Annotated in this window: 14 protein-coding genes, 1 tRNA gene and 1 pseudogene; 11 read left to right on the top strand and 5 right to left on the bottom strand. The window is 32.9% G+C overall.

Translation table 11 applies throughout. From position 1 onward, the window contains the following. Nucleotides 1-97: 97 nt before the first annotated feature. From fliF to LI_RS04650, 7 genes are all read left to right on the top strand, one after another. On the top strand, nucleotides 98-1,762 hold the full coding sequence (gene fliF / locus LI_RS04680) for a flagellar basal-body MS-ring/collar protein FliF (protein ID WP_011526940.1): 1,665 nt from the start codon (nucleotides 98-100) through the stop codon (nucleotides 1,760-1,762). Further along, on the top strand, nucleotides 1,734-1,949 hold the full coding sequence (locus LI_RS04675; RefSeq protein WP_041817050.1) for a hypothetical protein: 216 nt from the start codon (nucleotides 1,734-1,736) through the stop codon (nucleotides 1,947-1,949). The genes fliF and LI_RS04675 overlap by 29 nt, the downstream gene beginning before the upstream one ends. 219 nt (nucleotides 1,950-2,168) lie before the next feature. Continuing rightward, the gene (fliG, locus tag LI_RS04670) at nucleotides 2,169-3,164 is read left to right on the top strand and encodes a flagellar motor switch protein FliG (RefSeq protein ID WP_011526939.1); all 996 of its coding nucleotides are present in this window, start codon (nucleotides 2,169-2,171) and stop codon (nucleotides 3,162-3,164) included. Between the two features lie 46 nt (nucleotides 3,165-3,210). Further along, nucleotides 3,211-4,656, top strand: coding sequence for a FliH/SctL family protein (locus LI_RS04665; RefSeq protein ID WP_011526938.1), 1,446 nt, complete (start codon nucleotides 3,211-3,213; stop codon nucleotides 4,654-4,656). A 24-nt stretch (nucleotides 4,657-4,680) separates the two neighbouring features. Continuing rightward, entirely contained in the window at nucleotides 4,681-6,000 is a 1,320-nt protein-coding gene (locus tag LI_RS04660; RefSeq protein WP_011526937.1) for a FliI/YscN family ATPase, read from the top strand. 450 nt (nucleotides 6,001-6,450) lie between these two features. Continuing rightward, nucleotides 6,451-6,527: transfer RNA gene (locus LI_RS04655), tRNA-Arg, on the top strand. Between the two features lie 1,283 nt (nucleotides 6,528-7,810). Beyond that, on the top strand, nucleotides 7,811-8,218 hold the full coding sequence (locus LI_RS04650) for an OsmC family protein (protein WP_011526936.1): 408 nt from the start codon (nucleotides 7,811-7,813) through the stop codon (nucleotides 8,216-8,218). A 2-nt stretch (nucleotides 8,219-8,220) separates the two neighbouring features. On the opposite strand, the pseudogene LI_RS07700 reads toward LI_RS04650, so the two are convergent. Next, nucleotides 8,221-8,874: pseudogene (locus LI_RS07700) on the bottom strand (NAD(P)H-dependent oxidoreductase). Nucleotides 8,875-9,073: 199 nt separating this feature from the next. Between LI_RS07700 and LI_RS04640 the strand changes: the two are divergent. The 3 genes from LI_RS04640 to trmFO all read left to right on the top strand — a co-directional run bounded on the left by LI_RS04640 (nucleotide 9,074) and on the right by trmFO (nucleotide 12,500). Further along, complete coding sequence (locus LI_RS04640; RefSeq protein WP_011526933.1) at nucleotides 9,074-10,291, top strand: BaiN/RdsA family NAD(P)/FAD-dependent oxidoreductase; 1,218 nt, start codon at nucleotides 9,074-9,076, stop codon at nucleotides 10,289-10,291. A 51-nt stretch (nucleotides 10,292-10,342) separates the two neighbouring features. Next, a complete protein-coding gene (locus LI_RS04635) occupies nucleotides 10,343-10,978 on the top strand; it encodes an HD domain-containing protein (RefSeq protein WP_011526932.1) in 636 nt (211 codons plus the stop codon). A gap of 184 nt (nucleotides 10,979-11,162) precedes the next feature. Then, the gene (trmFO, locus tag LI_RS04630; protein ID WP_011526931.1) at nucleotides 11,163-12,500 is read left to right on the top strand and encodes a methylenetetrahydrofolate--tRNA-(uracil(54)-C(5))-methyltransferase (FADH(2)-oxidizing) TrmFO; all 1,338 of its coding nucleotides are present in this window, start codon (nucleotides 11,163-11,165) and stop codon (nucleotides 12,498-12,500) included. Between the two features lie 71 nt (nucleotides 12,501-12,571). Here the strand turns inward: trmFO and LI_RS04625 are convergent, their stop codons facing one another. The 3 genes from LI_RS04625 to LI_RS04615 form a co-directional block, all read right to left on the bottom strand. After that, nucleotides 12,572-13,366, bottom strand: a complete 795-nt coding sequence (locus tag LI_RS04625) for a DUF4198 domain-containing protein (RefSeq protein WP_011526930.1) — start codon at nucleotides 13,364-13,366, stop codon at nucleotides 12,572-12,574. 164 nt (nucleotides 13,367-13,530) lie between these two features. After that, complete coding sequence (locus tag LI_RS04620; RefSeq protein ID WP_011526929.1) at nucleotides 13,531-14,652, bottom strand: glycosyltransferase family 4 protein; 1,122 nt, start codon at nucleotides 14,650-14,652, stop codon at nucleotides 13,531-13,533. Nucleotides 14,653-14,836: 184 nt separating this feature from the next. Next, nucleotides 14,837-16,480: an FG-GAP repeat domain-containing protein gene (locus tag LI_RS04615; protein WP_011526928.1), complete on the bottom strand. Its 1,644-nt coding sequence runs from the start codon at nucleotides 16,478-16,480 to the stop codon at nucleotides 14,837-14,839. 142 nt (nucleotides 16,481-16,622) lie between these two features. Between LI_RS04615 and LI_RS04610 the strand changes: the two genes are divergently transcribed. Further along, nucleotides 16,623-17,894: an NOL1/NOP2/SUN domain family protein gene (locus LI_RS04610; RefSeq protein WP_011526927.1), complete on the top strand. Its 1,272-nt coding sequence runs from the start codon at nucleotides 16,623-16,625 to the stop codon at nucleotides 17,892-17,894. A 116-nt stretch (nucleotides 17,895-18,010) separates the two neighbouring features. On the opposite strand, the gene LI_RS04605 is transcribed toward LI_RS04610, so the two are convergent. Continuing rightward, the gene (locus LI_RS04605; RefSeq protein WP_011526926.1) at nucleotides 18,011-19,768 is read right to left on the bottom strand and encodes a methyl-accepting chemotaxis protein; all 1,758 of its coding nucleotides are present in this window, start codon (nucleotides 19,766-19,768) and stop codon (nucleotides 18,011-18,013) included. Nucleotides 19,769-19,978 lie beyond the last annotated feature (210 nt).

The following is a 19,978-nucleotide window of genomic DNA, read 5'->3' as shown; positions in this document are numbered from 1 at the left end:
ACTTATCTCTATAAAAGAAAAATTAGATATCTAGAATTAGATATCTGTTAATTAGTGTTAGATATATTTTTGACATAATTCCACTAGGAAATGATGCATGCAAAACTTTATTAGTCAAATTATCGCCCGAATTACTGAATTTTGGAATAATAGTAACCTCACACAAAAACTTTTTATTGGTGGCTCAGCAGTATTTGTTACCCTCATATTTATAGGACTCATGTTTTGGATTAATCGTACTGATTATAAAGTATTATATTCTAACCTTGGTCCTGAAGATGCAAATCATATTATCAAAACATTACAAGCAGACAAAGTAAGTTACCAATTAGCAGATAATGGAAAAACAATCCTTGTTCCTGCTTCCAGTGTATATGACTTACGAATAAAAATTGCTGGCGAAGGTGGGATGGTAGGCTCTGGTATTGGATTCGAAATTTTTGATGCTGTTAATGTTGGACAAACAGATTTTGTACAAAGAATCAACTACCAACGAGCATTACAAGGCGAACTTTCTCGCACCATTAGTGAATTCCCAAATGTAGAAAGTGCACGAGTACATCTTGTTATCCCTCAACGCAGCCTGTTCATTGAAGAACAACAAAAACCATCAGCTTCTGTTGTATTAAAACTTAAAAACCCATCTCGAAAAATGGACCAAAAAGAAGTTCAAGGGATGGTTAATATGCTTGTTATGGCTGTAGAAGGATTAGATAAAGAGCATGTCTCTATAACAGATAGTCTTGGGAAACCTCTTTATTTCCCAAATGAAGATAATTTAGCAGGGCTTAGTGTCACCCAACGTGAATATAAATTAAAAGTAGAACAAGGGCTTGAACGTCGTATTGATGAACTACTTATCCCACTTATGGGGCAGGGAAAAGTTATTGCTAAAGTCAATGTAGACTTAGATTTTAACCAAAAAACTATCCGTCGTGAAATTTATGATCCTAATAGTTCTGTTATACGTTCTGAACAAAGAAGTGAAGAAACAAACCGAGGACAATCAAATCTTGAATCTGGCTCACCCGACGTAAACTTTCGAGGAGATGGTCCAAATGGAGCTATGAGTACACAAGAAGGAACAAGAGAAACCCGTACCACAAATTACGAAATTAACCGTGAAGAACAAAATATTGTTGGAGAAGTTGGACAAATAAATCGAATGACTGTTGCTGTTGTTGTAGATGGGACTTATGTTAAAGAACCAAATGGTGAATATAAATTTGTACCACGTTCCCAAGAAGAACTTAATCGTATACGTCTTCTTGTCTCACATGCTATAGGCTTTGATCGTGCAAGAGGAGATACAATAGAAGTAAGTTCTATTCCTTTTGATGAAGCAGACTTACCTATAGAACCACCTGCAGCAGAAGTCATTGCTAAGTATGCTGAACGACTTGGGAAACCACTTTTGAATGCCCTATTAGCATTTCTATTTCTCATGTTAGTTGTACGACCTGTTATCCTTGCTCTTATACGTCCAAAAGTAGAATCAGAAGCCATTGTAGAAGGCCTTGAAGGGTTACCTTCTGCAGAAGAACAATTAGCATTATATGAAACACAAGAAGAAGCTGCTAAAGCAGCCGCAATGGAGGCTGTACGAATAGCCTCTGAGGAAGAAGAAGAATTTGAATCTCTTAAGCACTTAGAAGATATAAAAAATTATACATTACAACTTGCAGAAAATAATATAGAACAATCTATTTTAGTTCTTCGAGGATGGATGAAAGATGATACAAAAACAGCAATCTCCTCTTAATACAGTTGGTTCTCTTAACCAAAACATAGCACCTGATGTTCAGCCTAGTGAAAAACATAGTATGCAAGAATCTCGTTCAAAAAAAAGAAAGCGTGTAGAAGAGCTTAAAAAGCATGTTCTTAATCTTGCTGAAAGTCAAATGGATTCTACAATTCGTATTCTTCGTAGATGGATGAATGAATCTTAATTAACATTTTTAGTACCTATACTATTTTTTATCCATATTGATACATTAGATATAGTATAAATTAAGTTGTTGTTCTCCTAATCTATAATTTTAACTCCTAGCAAAAACTTTATAGGCATGCAGATTGCATTTATAAAAGATAGTATGCCATCTATCCACATAAAAACCATATATCCTAGTTAAATAAATACCATATACCTATGTCAAGGAGTCAACTATATGGAATTAACTGGAACACAAAAAGCAGCAGTTTTATTACTTGTGTTGGGTGATAAATTCACTGCTGAAGTGTTCAAACGTATGGAACGCAGAGAAATTGCTGCTATATCTAAAGCTGTTATAGACTTAGATACAGTTTCTAAAGATACTGTAGAAGATGTATTACGTACATTTCACCAAGATTTAGTTACAGGAAAAGATCTCATTATTGGTGGTCAAGATAGTCTAAAACGTATGCTTATGAAAAACCTTGATGGTGAAACAGCTAAATATATTATGGATTCACTTAACGTTGAGTCCGGACCTGCTCCTTTTAAAGAACTTGAAAAAGTAAGCCCAAAACTTCTTTCCCAAATGTTACGTAATGAACATCCTCAAACTCTTGCGCTAATCCTTGGACACCTTAGCCCAGAACAAGCAGCAAGCTTACTTATTATGCTTCCTGCTGGAGTTCGAGCTGAAGTACTTATTAGACTTGCTAAACTAGAATCAGTTCCAGAAGATATGTTAGTAGAAGTCGATAGGGTTTTACAAAGCCAACTCATTGCAATGGGTAGTAAAGAAGGGAAAAAAGTTGGTGGTGTTCAATCTGTAGCTGAAATCCTTAACGCAGTTGACCGTGCTACAGAAGAAGAAGTTCTTGCTGAGATTGAAGAGGATTCTGCACAGATGGCTGAAGATATTCGTAATCTCATGTTTGTATTTGAAGATATAAAAGGACTTGACGATCGATCAATTAGAGAAGTTCTTAAAGAAACTTCTAATGAAGAACTAACATTGGCCTTACGTGGAGCTTCAGATGAGCTTAAAGAATACATTTTCAGAAATATGTCTGAACGTGGAGCAAATATGGTACGTGAAGAACTTGAGTTCATGGGACCAACAAAGCTATCTGATGTTGAGCAAGCCCAACAAAATATTGTTAAAATTGTACGACGACTTGAAGGAGAAGGCAAAGTTACTATTAACCATGGTAGTGGAGATGTCTTTTTATAATAGTATATATAAGATACTATCAATGTAGTATCAGGTAACAAAACTTATGAATAATAAAAAGTTCTCTACAGATGAAAAAAACCATCCCAAAAATAAACTGAATACTGGGACAGTTTTTATGGGACCTTCTCCTGATAAAGAATCTTCATTAAAACAAGTCATAGGTACACATGAACAAGAAGTATGGAACCGTCGGACTGTTTCAGAATACATGACACGTGTGAGAGAGCGTGCAACAATACATGTACAAGCAATGCTTGATAAAGCACGTGCCAATGCAGAAACAATTAGAAAAACAGCTAAACAATGGGCAGAAAAAACCAAGAAAGAAAGCGATAAGCTTCATAAGCAAGCTCAACAAGCATTGAAAGAAGCTGAACGTATTCGTGAAGAAGCTGATCATATTAGAGAATTAGCTCATGAAGAAGGATACCGATTAGGCATTGAGCAAGCTCAAGAAGAGATAAAAGAACAAATAAAATCTATCCACATGACTGCTGCTTCTATACTGAAGACTATTGAAAGACAATACACTGTCATTTTTGATAACTGGCGTTCAGATTTAGTAAAACTATTACATACAGCTACAGAAGTTGCAACTGATTGGATATTATCCAAAGAACACACGGCGATACTAGATAGCGTTCTTAACAAGGCTGTTCAACAGCTTGAAGAACGACAACGTGTTACTATCCGTGTTAATCCAAATAATAAAAATACTATTATCGACCTCATTACTAACATCAAAAATCAATTTCCAGAATTAAAAAACTGGGAAATAAAAATAGATGTAACAATGGGCGAAAATGATGTAATTGTAGAAAGTCGTTCAGGGATGGTAGATAGTAACAGCCAACTTCGAAAAGAAGAAGTTAGAGCCATACTCCAACAATTAATTATACCTGAAAGTGAAATTGACATTGTTGCAGCTCAATCTATAGCAGATATTGCAGATATAACAGGAATTACAGCATTATCAAAAGAGGCAGCAATACTGCAACATACTCCTGTACAAAATGACTCTTCTGAAAAAACTCCTTCCAGTAAGGAAACATTATCTCCCAATGATAAAAAACCTATCTCTCCAGCTGAAATAGACTTAATAAACCCACCATCAGAAGAGGTAGAATTCACATTTCCTGAACTTGAAGGAATAGAATTGCCTCCTGATATTCCACAATATGAAATTAATAAAGAACTTTCTTCTGGTCTATCTTCCACTGATGAATCTACTATAACTAATCCTTCTCTTTCAACATCACTCACTGATTCTTTTACTTCTGATATATCTACTGATAACAACTCCATACTAACATCTCATCATACTGATATAAATGACAATATAGAACGGGATATATTTTCTGAACTACCAAAAAATTTGCAAATGGAAGAATTCTCTTCTGCTATGGTAGAGCAAGGTAGTAATCATGAATTAAATATGGATAATACTCCATCTCAAGTAACCTTAACAAATTTTACCCCCAGTGAATAAATAAAATAAAGGTATAGTACGGTTATGGGACTTACACCAAAAGAATGCCAAAAACTGCTAAAAGAAAGCAATCCATTACGTGTTTATGGTAAAGTAAATAAAGTAGTTGGGTTGGTTGCTGAAGGAACAGGGTTAAAGTCGCCTCTAGGTGCTGTATGTCATATGCTCTCTGGGAATGATGAACATGGAGAGGCTATTGCTGCAGAAGTGGTAGGTTTCCGTGAAGGGAATCTGTTATTTATGCCTTATGGAGAAATGAGAGGTATCCAACCTGGAAGTCTTATTAGAAATACTAGTTTACCTCCTGTGTTCCCCGTAGGTAAAGAGATTCTTGGACATGCATTCAATGCTTTTGGAGAACCTCTTAGTGGCGGAAATCCAATTATACCAGAAAAATTAATCCCTCTTTATTCAAATCCTCCATCACCACTTGAACGACCACGTATTAAAGATCCTCTTGATGTAGGGGTACGTGCTATTAACTCCATGATTACCCTTGGTAAAGGACAACGAGTAGGTATTATGGCAGGATCTGGTGTTGGAAAGTCAACTCTTATGGGAATGATGGCTCGGTACACTTCTGCAGATGTTAATGTAATAGGGTTGATAGGAGAACGTGGTCGAGAAGTTGTTGAGTTTATGGAAAAAGAGCTTGGTCCAGAAGGAATGACACGATCTGTTCTTATTATAGCTACATCTGATCAATCTCCTCTTGTACGTATGCGTGCCGCTTATGCTGCAACAGCAGTAGCAGAATATTTTCGAGATCAAGGGAAAGATGTTCTGCTTATGATGGATTCAGTAACCCGATTTGCTATGGCAGCGCGTGAAATTGGACTTGCTGTTGGTGAACCTCCTACTACAAAAGGATATACACCCACAGTTTTTGCACAACTACCTAAACTTCTTGAAAGAACAGGTCGTAGTAATACTGGTACAATCACAGGAATATATACTGTTCTTGTAGATGGAGATGATTTTAATGAACCTATTGCTGATGCTGTTCGCTCTATACTTGATGGACATATTGTTCTTACACGTGACCTGGCAGATCAAGATCATTTCCCAGCTATTGATGTATTACGCTCTATTAGCCGTTTACGATCTGATATTTGCACTCCAGAACAGGTTCAAGATGGGCGTATTGTGGGGAGATATATGGCAACATTTCGTAAAGCTGAAGATATGATTAATATTGGAGCATATATTCAAGGCTCTAATGAAGAAATAGATAAAGCTATAACAATGCATGGTCCTATAGAATCATTTCTAAAACAAAATATTAGTGATCGTTCTACATTAGAAGATTCCTTTCGTTTATTACATGATCTTGCTCATAGGTAGTCCTCGTAGTGCTTTCATAAGGAGAAAGCTATGAAAATTACTACAAGGGTAAACAACAATTATTAACTAATGATAACCATAGGCAAACAAAAAAAATATTTGACCCTTGGGATGACTATTGGTCTAAATGTAAAAGGCTTGTTATCACAACAGGACGAATAGTAGCATGTATAATATCGATTGGTCTCTCAGAATTACTTATAAAAAAAATAGAAAAATATAAAACACAACATCGTAAACACAAAGCTAGGCAAAAAGTTTTCCTACATATCTATAAAAATCATTGCAATATAGGATTAGCAAAGGGAAATACTTCATCAACCAACAAAAGAAAATAGTTATAATAAAACTAATGTGTTATAAAATAAACTGTAGTAACTAACTTCAAGATAATTAAACAAATAAACTTGACAGATATAGTGAAGTATACCTAAATCTACTATCAAACATGTGCTCGTAGCTCAGTAGGATAGAGCGACAGCCTCCTAAGCTGTAGGCCGCAAGTTCGATTCTTGCCGGGCACACCATTATTCCCAATAATTTATTAATTAATTTTATCTAAATCAACTAGTTCTCTTTCTTATTCTCTACATCTATCTATTATAGTTAGATCTTTTTCATAAAAAAATTTAACTATAACTTATTATTAAAAAGTTTATATATCTTTTTATACCTTATATAGCTACTACTAGCTTTTAATAACTAAATAAAAATTTGGTTCACTAATATATAATAAACTTATATTAAAATACGGTACATAATTTTATTTAATTATGATATTATACTGTAATATATTAAATACATTGGAAGCACTATTATATATCTATATACAACATTTTCGCTTTTTACTTGTAGTAATAATTAAAAATTTCTTATTAACTATATAATTTCTTATCTTCAGATTATTCAAAAAATAATAACTATATTATATTATCGTAGTATTATTAGTATATTTTCCTAACCAACCTCTTGCAATATCTCCTACTCCCAATCACTCTAATAACTGTAAAACTTCATGTTGTAGTCAATCAGAAGTAGGCTACTATAGTACTGGTGGATGTAGTGCAGAAATTGGTTACAGCTGATTTTAAGCCCTGCTGAATACCTTCTTTAGTCTCCTGCAGATATAGAGCCAGCAGGTTTATCTGTTGTTTAGTTTTTAGTATTTACCTTAGAATAGGTTTAGAGTGTAGTATAATCACTGTTGTATAACAATATTAGTTGTATTCATAAATCAACTCATGATATGGACTATATGATCTACCTAAACAGACTTCTAATTCATTATGATCTCCTATTTTATCAATTTAATGTTAATAGAGTAAAAAAAAAAAAAAAACGAATATGTAACCTCTTCATTATATATTCCTTTTTTATTATCTTCAGTTGTTTTATAACAAACCATAATTCTAAACAAATATATTACAACTAAAACTGAGTTTCTATATAAAACAAAACTAATAGAAATATAGAAATTTGACTTTACAGGATTTAGACATCTATATAACTTTAAGTAAAAGAAAGAATATATTTTTCTTGTTACTTACAATATCAACTCTAAAATTTCTGTATTTTCTATATATTAATTAAAAAAGATAGACTGTATTTTATACAGTCTATCTTTTTTAAAAATTTTAGATAGTTTTATTATATATTAATAAAAAAATATTACACAATATAATAAAAAATGTATTATAATACTCTAACAAAAAAAATTTTAATAACTAAATTTTTTTTGTTTAGATGAAACAATATATTTTTCTTCATAGTAATTGTATATAACCTTTAACAAAAAATAGGATGAAGAAGTGTGTCTGTAATTCTAGCAAAATATATTGGTAATTTTCAAGTAGAATGTCTTCATGTAAGTAGTGGAACAAAAATCATAACAGATCCTCCATTAAATAATTATGGCCAAAGTTCTTCCTTTTCTTCAATGGACTTGTTTGTTACATCTATTACAACCTGTATTATAACAGCAATGCATATTCATGCATTACTACATAATATTAAGCTCATTAAATTAGAAGCAGAGACGAAAACAATAGTTACCCATGAGCCTAAAAGAATCAAAACAATAGAAATCATATTAAATATATCTACAATAAACATTACAGAGAAAGATAAAATAGCTCTTGAAACTATTGCTAAAGACTGTCCCCTTTGCCATAGTCTTCATCCAGCATTAGAACTTTTGATTTTATTTCATTGGTCGTAAATTTAATTTATCCAATGAACAACCTCTTTTTCTGGACGGCGTGTTTTTAAAAAAGGTGGAGATGACTCTTTACGATAACCAAAAGTGACTATACATGCTGCCCCAAACTCATTTGGATCTATGTATCCTTTATCTGATAGTAATTTTTCTAAATCTGCTTTTATAAAGCCTTCTATTGCACAAGAATCTATTCCTAAAAATGCTGCTGCCGTCATCATATTAGCTAATGGAATATAACATTGTCTTGCTACCCATTCAAAACAAGCTCTTTCATTACCTAGTAAATTAAAATCATGTTTCAAAAAAATTCCATATTTCTCTGCTCTAGCATTAGCAACATTTTCAGGTAAATGTTAAGTATCTTCCATAATTGTTTTTCGAACATATGAAGAGTTTGGCCCCATAGTTTCTGGCTTCCGTGCTAGGATGATTACCAAATGACTAGCTGTAGGAATTTGTGTTTGTCCACCCCAAGAAAAAGCACGAATTACAGATCTCAACTCAACATTTTGTACAACAAGAAACTCCCATGGTTCAAAACCAAAAGAACTTGGAGAAAGACGACCACCTTCAAGAATTATATGAAAGTCTTCTTCACTAATTTTCTTTACAGGATCAAACTCTTTACAAGCATAACGAAACTCCCATGCTGCCATTAATGCTTCACTAGTAGGATTCATAACTTTTTCCCCTCCGCTATATTGTTGCTCACTATTGTTAAATAATATAATAAAACAAAATTTATAGAGTAAATAAGTATATCAATATACTACAAAAAACTAGTTAATCTATACTCAAAACAAATTATTTTATAAAACATAAAACTAAGGTTATATAAAAAAGATAGTATTATTTATGACAAACAACTTATCTCCAAAATATGATTATGAACATGATTATGATGTCGTCATTCTTGGAGCAGGTGCATCTGGACTCATGTGTGGGCTCACAGTAGCTCAAAAAGGTTTATCTTGTATAATAATAGATCATTCACCTACTATAGCGCGTAAACTATGCCTAGCAGGTGGAGGAAAAGGTAATATAACTAACTTAAATTTAAGCCCAAAATGGTATGTAGGAGAAAATCCTATATTCTGTAAAGATGTCTTATTACAATATTCACCCCATGATATCATCGATCTCCTAAAAAAATATAATATCCCTTGGGAAATACGATCCCATGATCAAGTCTTCTGTAAAGTAAAAGTTGCTCACTTTGTAAAATGTCTTATAGATGAATGTAAAAAAAATAATGTCCAATTTTTATTAAAAAATAGTATACAAAAAGTATCTGCTAACCCAAAATCATTTGTAATAAAAACTTCTACTCAACTTCTAAAAACCTCTAATTTAGTGCTAGCCTTAGGAAGTCAAGCGTGGCCTGCCACAGGAGCAACAGACTTAGGAATACATATAGCAAAACAATGCTGTCATACTATTATTCCAACTCGGCCAATTCTTGTTCCATTTATTCTTCAAAAAAACTCTCCATTACAAGATTTAGCAGGAATTAGCCTTAATGTTAGTATCACTATAGGAGCAGATAATAAAAAACGCACATTTCATTATCCACTTCTTTTTACACATAAAGGTATTAGTGGTCCTGCTGCTTTGCAGGCTTCATGTTTTTGGGAAAAAGGACAAACTATTACTATAAATTTCTTACCTCATATTTCTCTTATTGATTATATGCATTCCTTTAGTAATACAAAGCAAACAGTAAAAAGCTTATTAAAAAACTTTTTTCCTACTCGATTTATTGATAATTTTATTCCTATTAATCTCCAGTCACAAAAAGTCGCTGAAATAAGTAAAAAAAACCGTATATGGCTTAGTAACAAACTTCATGCTTATGTTGAGAGCCCTCTTGAAACAGAGGGTATAAAAAAAGCTGAAGCTATGGCTGGTGGTGTTAATACCTATGAAGTTAACCCTCATACCCTTGAAAGCAATATAATACCAGGCCTTTATTTTTCTGGAGAAATTCTTGACATTACAGGCCTTTTGGGAGGATATAATCTACATTGGGCTTGGGCAAGCGGCTATGTTGTTGGGAAAACAATTCAACGTTAACCTATTAATATTAAATACTATTAGAATTATTTAAAAATAAATATAGTTACTATGAATAATTATAATTATACTTCATTAAATAGTGACACTATCAAAAACATAGTCCAATTTTTCTTTGAAGCAGGAATGCTTCGATATATCCCTCGAAGTGGTTATCCTTTTCTTGGGACAGGAAAAGAAAATGTAGCAGAACATTCTTATCGAACAGCAATTATAGGCTATATCCTTGCAAAAGAATGTGGTGCAAACCCTGAACATACAAGCTTACTCTGCTTATTTCATGATTTTCCAGAAGTACGTATAGGGGATCTTAACTACATAAATCATATATATGTCAAAGCTAATACCAGAAAAGCTTTAAAAGATTCTATTTCAGGTATAAATATTGGAGAAAGTATTCTTTCATTATGGGATGAATATTCTAACTGTCAAACACTAGAGGCTATCTTTGCTCATGATGCAGACCAACTTGATCTTGCCCTTAATCTCAAAGTTGAACAAAATTTAGGAAATCCTTATGCTAAAAACTGGTTAGAAAACCTTTTTAGTCGATTAAAAAGTAGTCTAGCAAAAGAACTTTATCATGTTATTCTTATATCTGATCATACTGACTGGTGGTATAAACAAAAAAATAAACGTTGGTGGGAAACCAGAGAGTTAAAAAAAGATGATAGTCACAAAAAGTAAATAACTACTTTTATAATAAAACCTAATAATAATAATAATAATAACAATAACGAACTAATAATGTGGCATAATATATTACTATCTCTCTCTATAATAACTTAATCTATTTTTATAAACTTCTTTTTACTACCTTATAAATATTATCCTGCTCTCCCCTATCCCTAACAATAATTAATAATAAGATATGAATATACATAACATTGCTATTATTGGTGGAGGACTTTCTGGATGTGAATGTGCTCTAACCCTAGCTAAATTCGGTTTCTCAGTCACACTATTTGAACAAAAACCTCAGCTATTCTCTCCAGCCCATAATACACCTCTACTTGCAGAATTAGTTTGTTCTAATTCATTAAGATCTAATGAGCTTACTACAGGTATTGGTTTACTCAAACAAGAACTTAGAGAACTTAATAGTCCTCTTATGGCCATAGCAGATACATGCCGTGTCCCTGCAGGAAAAGCTCTTGCAGTTGATCGCGAACTTTTTTCTAAACAAGTTACACAACTTATTGAATCTCACCCCAAAATTCACCTTATCAGAGAAGAAGTTTCTTCTTTGAGTACATCATTCCTTGAAAAATATGATCGTATTATAGTTGCAACTGGTCCATTAGCTAGTCCAAACATTTCTAACTCACTATCAACCCTTATTGGGGATAAATATCTTTATTTTTATGATGCTATAGCCCCTATTGTTACTGCAGATTCAATAGATATGTCCATTGCTTTCTGGGGATCACGCTATGAAGAACAAGGAGAAGGGGATTATCTTAACTGTCCTATGTCTTATGAAGAATATCAAATATTTTATTCTTCACTATTAAAAGGAGAAAAAGTAACCAACTCAAAGGTGGAAAAAGAAATACACTTTGAAGGTTGTATGCCTATAGAAGCCCTTGCTGAACGTGGGGAAAAAACACTTCTTTTTGGTCCATTTAAACCTGTCGGTCTTATTAATCCTCATACAGGGTTACGCCCCTACGCTGTCCTACAGTTACGCCCTGAAAATCTTAATAAAAGTATGTTAAATCTTGTTGGTTGCCAAACAAAACTTACATATCCAGCACAAGATACCATATTTAGACTTGTACCCGGCCTTTCAAATGTTGAGTTTGTTAGATTTGGAAGTATGCATCGCAATACATATATCAATTCACCCAAAATACTTACAGATCAATTAGCACTCCGTAATTTTCCATGTATACATCTTGCAGGCCAAATAACAGGTGTTGAAGGCTATGTAGAATCTATTGCCTGTGGTCTCTGGGTAAGTATACTTTTGCTTGCACTTTCTAAAGATAAAAAAATTCTAAGACCTCCCAAAACATGTGCCCTTGGAGGATTACTTGAACATATATCATGTCCATCAAAACAATTTCAACCATCTAACATTCATTTTGGCCTTGTTCCAGAACCCACAGAAAAAATTAAAAAGAAAGAGCGTAAAGAATGGTATGCACAAAGGGCAAGAATAGATTTTTATCACTGGTTAAATAATGAATTAATACATATAATGTAAATCAGATAGTAAAAAAGAAAGACATTAGTGAATATTAATGTCTTTCTTCAATTAAATTACTATATACTTTGTTAGGGTGTTACCCAAAATAGTGTTGTTGAACGAATGCTCTTTTCATCAGCAATAGAGTCAACAAGTTTATCTTTTACTTCTGTTGTAATTAACCATAACCCAGGAGAATCTGGACTAATCTGGACTAAACCTTTTTTACAGGTTTTTGTAGTTATAGCATAAACATTTTCTTTATCACTGAATCCATCATAGGTAGCTGAAATAGAAGCATTTGCAACAGGCTTTCCTTCGCTTGTCACCATAAATTTAATTTTTTGTCCCACTTTCACAGCATAAGGATTAAACATTGGAGCAAGAAATAATGGTGGATGTTCACCTGGAACAACATAGTTTGAAATAGTTTTTGAATCTTCCCCAGGGATAAAAAGAAGGGCATACTTTTCATAACTTCCAACACTTAAAACTTTTTTCCCCTGTGCTTCTAAAATTTCTCTATCACCTTCTAATATACCTTCTGTAGTTTCACTCCAATATTGAGGTAATCTTTTAGCAAAAACAACAATATCTTCACTAGTAGTAGGATCAATAATGCCACGCAATAAATTCTCTTTTGAAATTGATTCAAGCTTTATTGTTTCTGATGATTTTTTACCTTGTATAAAAGAAAGTAAAACATCCTTAAGTACAGGAAGCTCTTCAGGTTTTATAAAAACATGAGTTTCAACAACATCAATTGTTATTTTCTCTTCTTTTACTACATTATCTTTATCAGACTTTATAAGGAATTCATGTGCTGTAGCTGTATAAAATGAAGTTAAGAGAATAGTTACTACAAAAAATATTTTTAATTTCATTTGCTTTTCCTTACCTCAAAAAATTATAGTATTACTATGTGTTACTTATTTTAAAAAAGTAATATGATGTAGTCAATAACTTATAATAAATACAGCATTATTTTTTATCATACTATTTGATTCTTAGCTAGCTATATCAAATTTAGCACAATTAAACTCCTATATTACATCTTCATTAAAGACTTCTTTTGAAGCATAAATTCAATAAAATTCACCCAAGAACTAAGACCTGCTTTTATAGTACTTGGTATATACATAGGACTAGGAGGTGGTTCTTGGCTCATAGACAAAAGTTTATTTGCTATTTCTTGAGAATTACTAGGGTTATTAATTAACCAATGTTGGGGTAAAAATGAGCTAGAACCATCATATTTACTACTAAGAACTTTTAATCCACATGCCCTTGCTTCTAATACAGCATTTGAACAAGCATCATAATAAGTGGGAAGAGCAAATAAATCTATTGCTCTATACAATGAAAGCATATCTTCTACTTTCCCCATAAATACAACTCTATCCTGAACTTTTAATAAATGAACAAGCTTTTTATAAGAGGATATATCCCTACCCCCTGCAATAAATAACTTAAAATTTAAGGGAAGAAGCTTCATTGCTTTGATTAAACTTCTAGTTCCCTTCAACATAAAATTACTTGTTGCTGTAGCAATAGCAATGTGTCCCATGTCTAGATCAAACTTAGCTCTTGCCACTACTCTTTGCTCATAAGTAGTAGGTGTAAATCGACTAAAATCTGGTAAGTTATAAATAACCTCTGGAGATTGAATACTAGGGTATGCTTCAAGTACCCATTGCCGAACAGTTTCAGAAACACAAATTAAAGTACTCTGACTATAAATTTGATGTTTTTCTATAATAAAATTTAGCCAACTTGCAGGATTAACATATCTACGAAACTTTTTACTATAACGATGAAAGCCTGGAGACCATGCTTGCTCAGAAAGAGACCAAAACTTAGATTGTGGACCACCACCTATACGGACTATATCCTGATTCCATGTTTTCCCAAGACCAATAACAAGATCATATGAACCTTTTTTACGAACTTGCTCAGCACAAATAGCAAACCAAGCTATTTTTAACCATTTAAACCAACCCAATCTACCTACAATAATAACTCGAACACCCAATGGAGGAGAAGCTTCTGCCCTAGCACAAATAAAATCTACACTATGCTCTTCTGCAAGCGCTTCTGCTAAACGATAAGCAAACTGCTCAACACCGCCATATAGTCCAAACCGTGGTAACATAAGGGCAATAGAAGCCATCCTTATACCTTACTTAAGCGTTTATTTATGATGAATCTACTTACTTTCCTTTTATAAAATTGAAATCTACTTATAAATCTAATAGTTTTATTATATCAACCTGTACCAAATTAAAACAGATAGTAAATAATATAACTATAGTAGTGTTAACTATCAGAATAAAAAAATAATTAATAGGAAAAAATTAGTTATCTTCAACAGCCTTAGGGATACCTTGTTTATCTACCTCTAAAGGATAAAATACTATAATTGTCTTTCGTTTTTCTAGTCCAAGAATCCCTGTATGGCTATTAACGGAAACAACTAAGTCTAACTTCCCATCATTATTCATATCAGCTAAGGCAAAATCTGTAATAGTTCCCTTAATACGACGTGTATTCCATACAAGACCTAATCCTAAGCCGTCCCATGTTAAAGCCTGAATTTCGCCTTCAGCAAAAGATCTATAATTTTCAAAAAATTTTGCTGCAACAGAAATTGGCTTGCTTACAAGCAACTCCCATTTCCCCATTGAATCAAGATTAATAGGAATCATCCGTCCTGGGATAAAATATTTAGAAGGGATAAGCTCTTTTGACTTTCCAAGACCAGGCATATTACTGGGCTCGTCTATACCAACAGAAGAACCATAATACACTTCTTCAGTCATAAAAAGTCTTGTACCTTTTGTATTATATACAACTAATCTTTCATTATTGGTTACAAGTACTAACTTAGCTTCTTCATCTTTTAATGAATCTGATGGTAACCAAGAAAAATTAAAAATATTAGCTTCCTTTGGAAGACTAAGACGATTTCCCATTATATAGTTACGTCCATGTTTTTCTATTTCATAAACCCCAGAGGGAGAAAAAATCCTTGAATTGTCACTCTTTTGACCAATTAACATAGGAGAAAAATCTGGTGGAAGTTTAACCACATTTAAATAAAATGGTAAGTTTGTGGCTAACTCTTTAAACACTCTATTTTTAAAACTAAGAATAAACGAATATGGCTTTGCATATGAAGGATCAAAGCAAGAAACAATGATTTCCTGTACACCATCATGATCCACATCAAAAGCACGAATATGTAAAGACTGTAGTGAGCGAGGGAATTTATATTCTCCAAGAAGAGCTAACCTTTCTTCTTCCCATCGATAAATATGGACTTTATACTCACTTAATATGGCAACTTCATTTTTATTATCTCCTATAAAGTCACCAACAACTATACCAACTGAAGCAAAGGGAAGAGCTTGACTTCGGCCACGGGAAAGATTGCTTCCTTGATAACGAAATTCTGGATTAAGATATGACTGATTTTCATTTCCTTTTCCCTTAATCAATCCAGAGTTCATTTGAGCTACAATAGTAGCTTTTGATGATGGTTTTGTAGTTGCACGCCCAAACAACTCACTATTAATTGCATCTGCTGTATCTTGAAGGGCAGTAATTAAATTATCAACTTTTGTATTTTTACTTTTCCTCCAAATTGATCCTTCTATATCACAAACTTGTACATCAAGCGTAGCTTCATCACCTACAATATTTACCTGTCCCCATATAAGATAGTCTGCACCTGTAGCTATCCTTGCCTTATCCATTTCCTTTATATCTTCTACCTTTCCTGCTTTAATAGCATTAGCATCCGGGATAGGTTGAAAACGTTCTTCCCAATAAAGTCTAGAAGTTAACATAGATGGGATAGCTTTTTCCAAATAAGTATAGCTTGGAGGAGCATTTACTTTAAATGGCAAAACCACATAGCTAGCTGCATTTGCCTGAAGAACTTGCACCATAATAATAAACATAATACATAAAGCAACTAAACAACTTTTTTGATGCATTAAATAACTCCTTAGAAACTATTACCAAAGCTTCTTTAACATACCCCATAAGGGCCTTTATCTATTTTTGTCCAAATTCCAAATAAGACTATGAAACATTTTAGTATCACTCAAAAAATAACCATAATTACTTACTAATCTTATGTCTATAAACAAATCTAGCCATCGATCCTTTAGGATTATATGTTATCCTAATGAAATTTCTTTAGTAGAAAACTTACTTTCTGAACAAGGATTTATCTTTGAACCTGATCCTTTCTTATATTTAGCAAGAAAAATTATATATGAGCCATTCCCCCTTGGAAAAAGTTTAGCTGCATTTTTTGGTTTAATTTATATTCAAGATCGATCGTCTATGTTGCCAGTATTAGCTTTACAAGCTAATGTTGGAGATATTATATTAGATATGTGTGCAAGCCCTGGTAGTAAAACAACTTTACTATCACAACTTGTAGGTAACACTGGACTTATTGTAGGAAATGATCCTACCAAAAGTCGTCTACTAACATTACGTAATAATCTTGGTAGACTTAATTGTTTTAATACAGTTACATGTTCATGGCCAGCTGAAAAACTACCTATGCCAGATGCTACCTGGGGGAAAATTTTGCTTGATCCTCCATGTTCTGGATGGGGAACTATAAAAAAAAATCCTCAAGTTACAAAAATTTGGCAGGGAGAACGAATTAATCCACTTATTATTTTACAAAAAAAACTTCTTACAGAGGCAACACGTCTATTAATCCCCGGGGGGAAAATTGTTTACTCCACATGTACAACTAATATAGATGAAAATGAAGCACAAATACAATTTGCTATAACTAACCTTGGATTAAAATTAATCCCGCTTGAACTCCCTTTAGGATTCTCTGTTATAAAACCTATATCACCCTCTTATGAAGGGGTAATCCGTTTACCTAATACCCATGACTCTCAAGGATTTTTTATTGCTTGTCTTCAAAAGCCTGGTAAAAATACAACCAAAATTGATACTACTAATGAAAAAATAGATATATCTTCATATCCTCACTATTCATTAGATACCCTTGGACCTTTTGGCATTGATATAACTAAATTACCACAAGGAAATCTTGTTGACTTCAACTCTAATCTCCATTTTATTCCTCATGCTGCCTTAACTTATTTACCCTATACTCTATATTGGCAAGGCCCTATTATTGGTAAAACATCAAAGACAAATATCTTACCTTCACCACGGCTACGTCTATTACAATCAACAACAGACCTAGCTTATTGTTTACATATTGATAACGTTCAACAACTTGAAAAAATTACACAAGGACAAAGCATAATGACAGATTTTAAAGGTAAAGAAGTCCCACTATTTTGGAAAGAACTTCCACTTGGAAGGCTTAAAGTAAAAAATGGTAGAGTTTTTTGGAGTGAAAAGTAATTATCTAGAATAATTAATTATTAAGTTCTATTAGTTACTAAAAATAAAAGTCCCTAGTCTTAGATAAAGAAGTAAAAACATCTCTATCTAATACTAGGATAAACTTTTGTATATCATTATCCTATTGTCTCTTGTTCCAACTTTCTAATGAGTTCTTGTAATCCCCGACTTTGAGCAGCAAGATCTACCATAGCTTTATTTAAAGAAACCATTGCAGAAGCAGTTTCTTTTGCAACTTGATTTACTTCTTCAATAGAAGAACTAATCTCTTCACTTGTAGCAGACTGTTTTTCAGAAGCTGTAGCAATTGAACGTACCTGACTTGCTGTGGATTCTACCATCTCTTGAATATTTCTCAATAACTCTCCTGCCTTAGTTGATAAATCTGTAGTTGACTCAATAGACTGAACGGTTTTATCAACCTGTCCCATGTTTTTCTCAACACTATGCTGAATAGCACCAATAGCTTTACCTACATCTGCAGTAGAAGTAATTGTTTTTTCAGCTAACTTACGAACTTCATCAGCTACAACAGCAAATCCTCGCCCAGCTTCTCCTGCTCTAGCCGCCTCTATTGCAGCATTAAGTGCCAATAAATTTGTCTGATCAGCAATGTCTGAAATAACACTCATAATTTGATCAATATTCTGTGCATGTTGTGTTAAAATCTGCATATCTTCTTTAAGCATCAAAGAATGCTTTTGGACTTCATAAATACTTTCTACTGCATTATTCATAATGCCAGATCCTTCTTCAGCTCGAGTACGTGCTTCTGCAGAAAGTTCTGCTGCTACATTTGCATTTCGAGCAACTTCTAAAACAGATGAACTCATTTCTGACATAGCTGTTGCAGTTTCATTAATACGTTTTGCTTGTAAAATTGCTCCCCTTTCAGATGTTTCAATTTGTGTAGACATTTCTTTTGATGCACTACTAAGAACATCTACAACACCTTTTAATTGAACTGTAACATCTTGTAGCTCTTGCTGTTTCTTTTTTACTTCCTGGATAGCAGACTCTGTATTTACACGTGCTGCATTTGCTTCTTCTTCCTTTCTATAGGCCTCATCTGCCTTCATATTTGCTTCTTCAATAGTTTTCTTAAGTTTATTAACCATTATTCCTAATGTTCCTGCAAGCTGACCAACTTCATCTTTTTGATTTAATGTTGGATCTTTTAAATTTCCTTCACTTACTTCATGAGCATAAGCTACTAGCTTCCATATTGGTCTAACAATACTTCTTCCAAGGAATAAAGATAAAAGTAAACCACCAATTAGCATCACAGCTACACATAATAATATAACGACTAATGCAAAATGGATTGTATTTATAAGTGAATCTTCAAGAACTGTAGACCTAGCATCAAAAACGACAACAAGCTTATTAAGAGTTGTTCGAATAAGATCAAGTTCTTTTAAAGTAACATTCTGAAAAATTTGTGATGCTTCATTTATTTTACCTTCTCCCATAGCAGCTGTGATGCCAATAACAGATTGATGAAGACGGTTGTGTGGTCCCTCTATAAAAAGAAATAAAGACTTAGTTTCTGGTATACGTTCTTCTATTTCTTTCCGTTGCTCCCCATAAAGTAACTTACCAAATGTACATAGATGATCATTTAACTCAACATGTAATTCATTTTTCCCCCTTTCAATAAGATAGTTAGCAACTTTATTTACCCATGTAAGGTGTGCAACTTCAGCATTCAAAATAGCTTTTCTATAATTAACAGCTAATAAGACTTGATCTGTAATATTTCGAATCCTAGTCACTTCAAAATAATCATTTGCAAGCCCAATAACCCCTGCAAGAATAACTATAGAAAAGCCTATTAATAACTTTTTAAAAATAGAAATATCTTTCCAGCGCATATTGGAATCCTCCATATTAATTCTACACAAAGTAAAATCACAATTGCTTGAAGGCCATGCATCATCAATAATAATCAAATTTAGTTATATAATATAACTTTTTTTAATATGGTGGAAAAATATATTGTATCTATATATAAACATTACACTTCACTGTAACTAAGTTAATCTTTATTCTAAAAATAGTAATAGGTTATATTTGATATTATA

Source organism: Lawsonia intracellularis PHE/MN1-00, assembly GCF_000055945.1.
GTDB lineage: Bacteria > Desulfobacterota > Desulfovibrionia > Desulfovibrionales > Desulfovibrionaceae > Bilophila > Bilophila intracellularis.
The sequence above is the reverse complement of the archived record's forward strand: the minus strand, read 5'-3'. Positions and strand labels throughout refer to the sequence as shown.

Excerpts from the sequence above, each read along its gene's own strand:
- fliF (WP_011526940.1), top strand. The coding sequence starts at position 98 with ATGCAAAACTTTATTAGTCAAATTATCGCCCGAATTACTGAATTTTGG.
- LI_RS04675 (WP_041817050.1), top strand. The coding sequence starts at position 1,734 with ATGATACAAAAACAGCAATCTCCTCTTAATACAGTTGGTTCTCTTAAC.
- fliG (WP_011526939.1), top strand. The coding sequence starts at position 2,169 with ATGGAATTAACTGGAACACAAAAAGCAGCAGTTTTATTACTTGTGTTG.
- LI_RS04665 (WP_011526938.1), top strand. The coding sequence starts at position 3,211 with ATGAATAATAAAAAGTTCTCTACAGATGAAAAAAACCATCCCAAAAAT.
- LI_RS04660 (WP_011526937.1), top strand. The coding sequence starts at position 4,681 with ATGGGACTTACACCAAAAGAATGCCAAAAACTGCTAAAAGAAAGCAAT.
- LI_RS04640 (WP_011526933.1), top strand. The coding sequence starts at position 9,074 with ATGACAAACAACTTATCTCCAAAATATGATTATGAACATGATTATGAT.
- LI_RS04635 (WP_011526932.1), top strand. The coding sequence starts at position 10,343 with ATGAATAATTATAATTATACTTCATTAAATAGTGACACTATCAAAAAC.
- trmFO (WP_011526931.1), top strand. The coding sequence starts at position 11,163 with ATGAATATACATAACATTGCTATTATTGGTGGAGGACTTTCTGGATGT.
- LI_RS04625 (WP_011526930.1), bottom strand. The coding sequence starts at position 13,366 with ATGAAATTAAAAATATTTTTTGTAGTAACTATTCTCTTAACTTCATTT.
- LI_RS04620 (WP_011526929.1), bottom strand. The coding sequence starts at position 14,652 with ATGGCTTCTATTGCCCTTATGTTACCACGGTTTGGACTATATGGCGGT.
- LI_RS04615 (WP_011526928.1), bottom strand. The coding sequence starts at position 16,480 with ATGCATCAAAAAAGTTGTTTAGTTGCTTTATGTATTATGTTTATTATT.
- LI_RS04610 (WP_011526927.1), top strand. The coding sequence starts at position 16,623 with ATGTCTATAAACAAATCTAGCCATCGATCCTTTAGGATTATATGTTAT.
- LI_RS04605 (WP_011526926.1), bottom strand. The coding sequence starts at position 19,768 with ATGCGCTGGAAAGATATTTCTATTTTTAAAAAGTTATTAATAGGCTTT.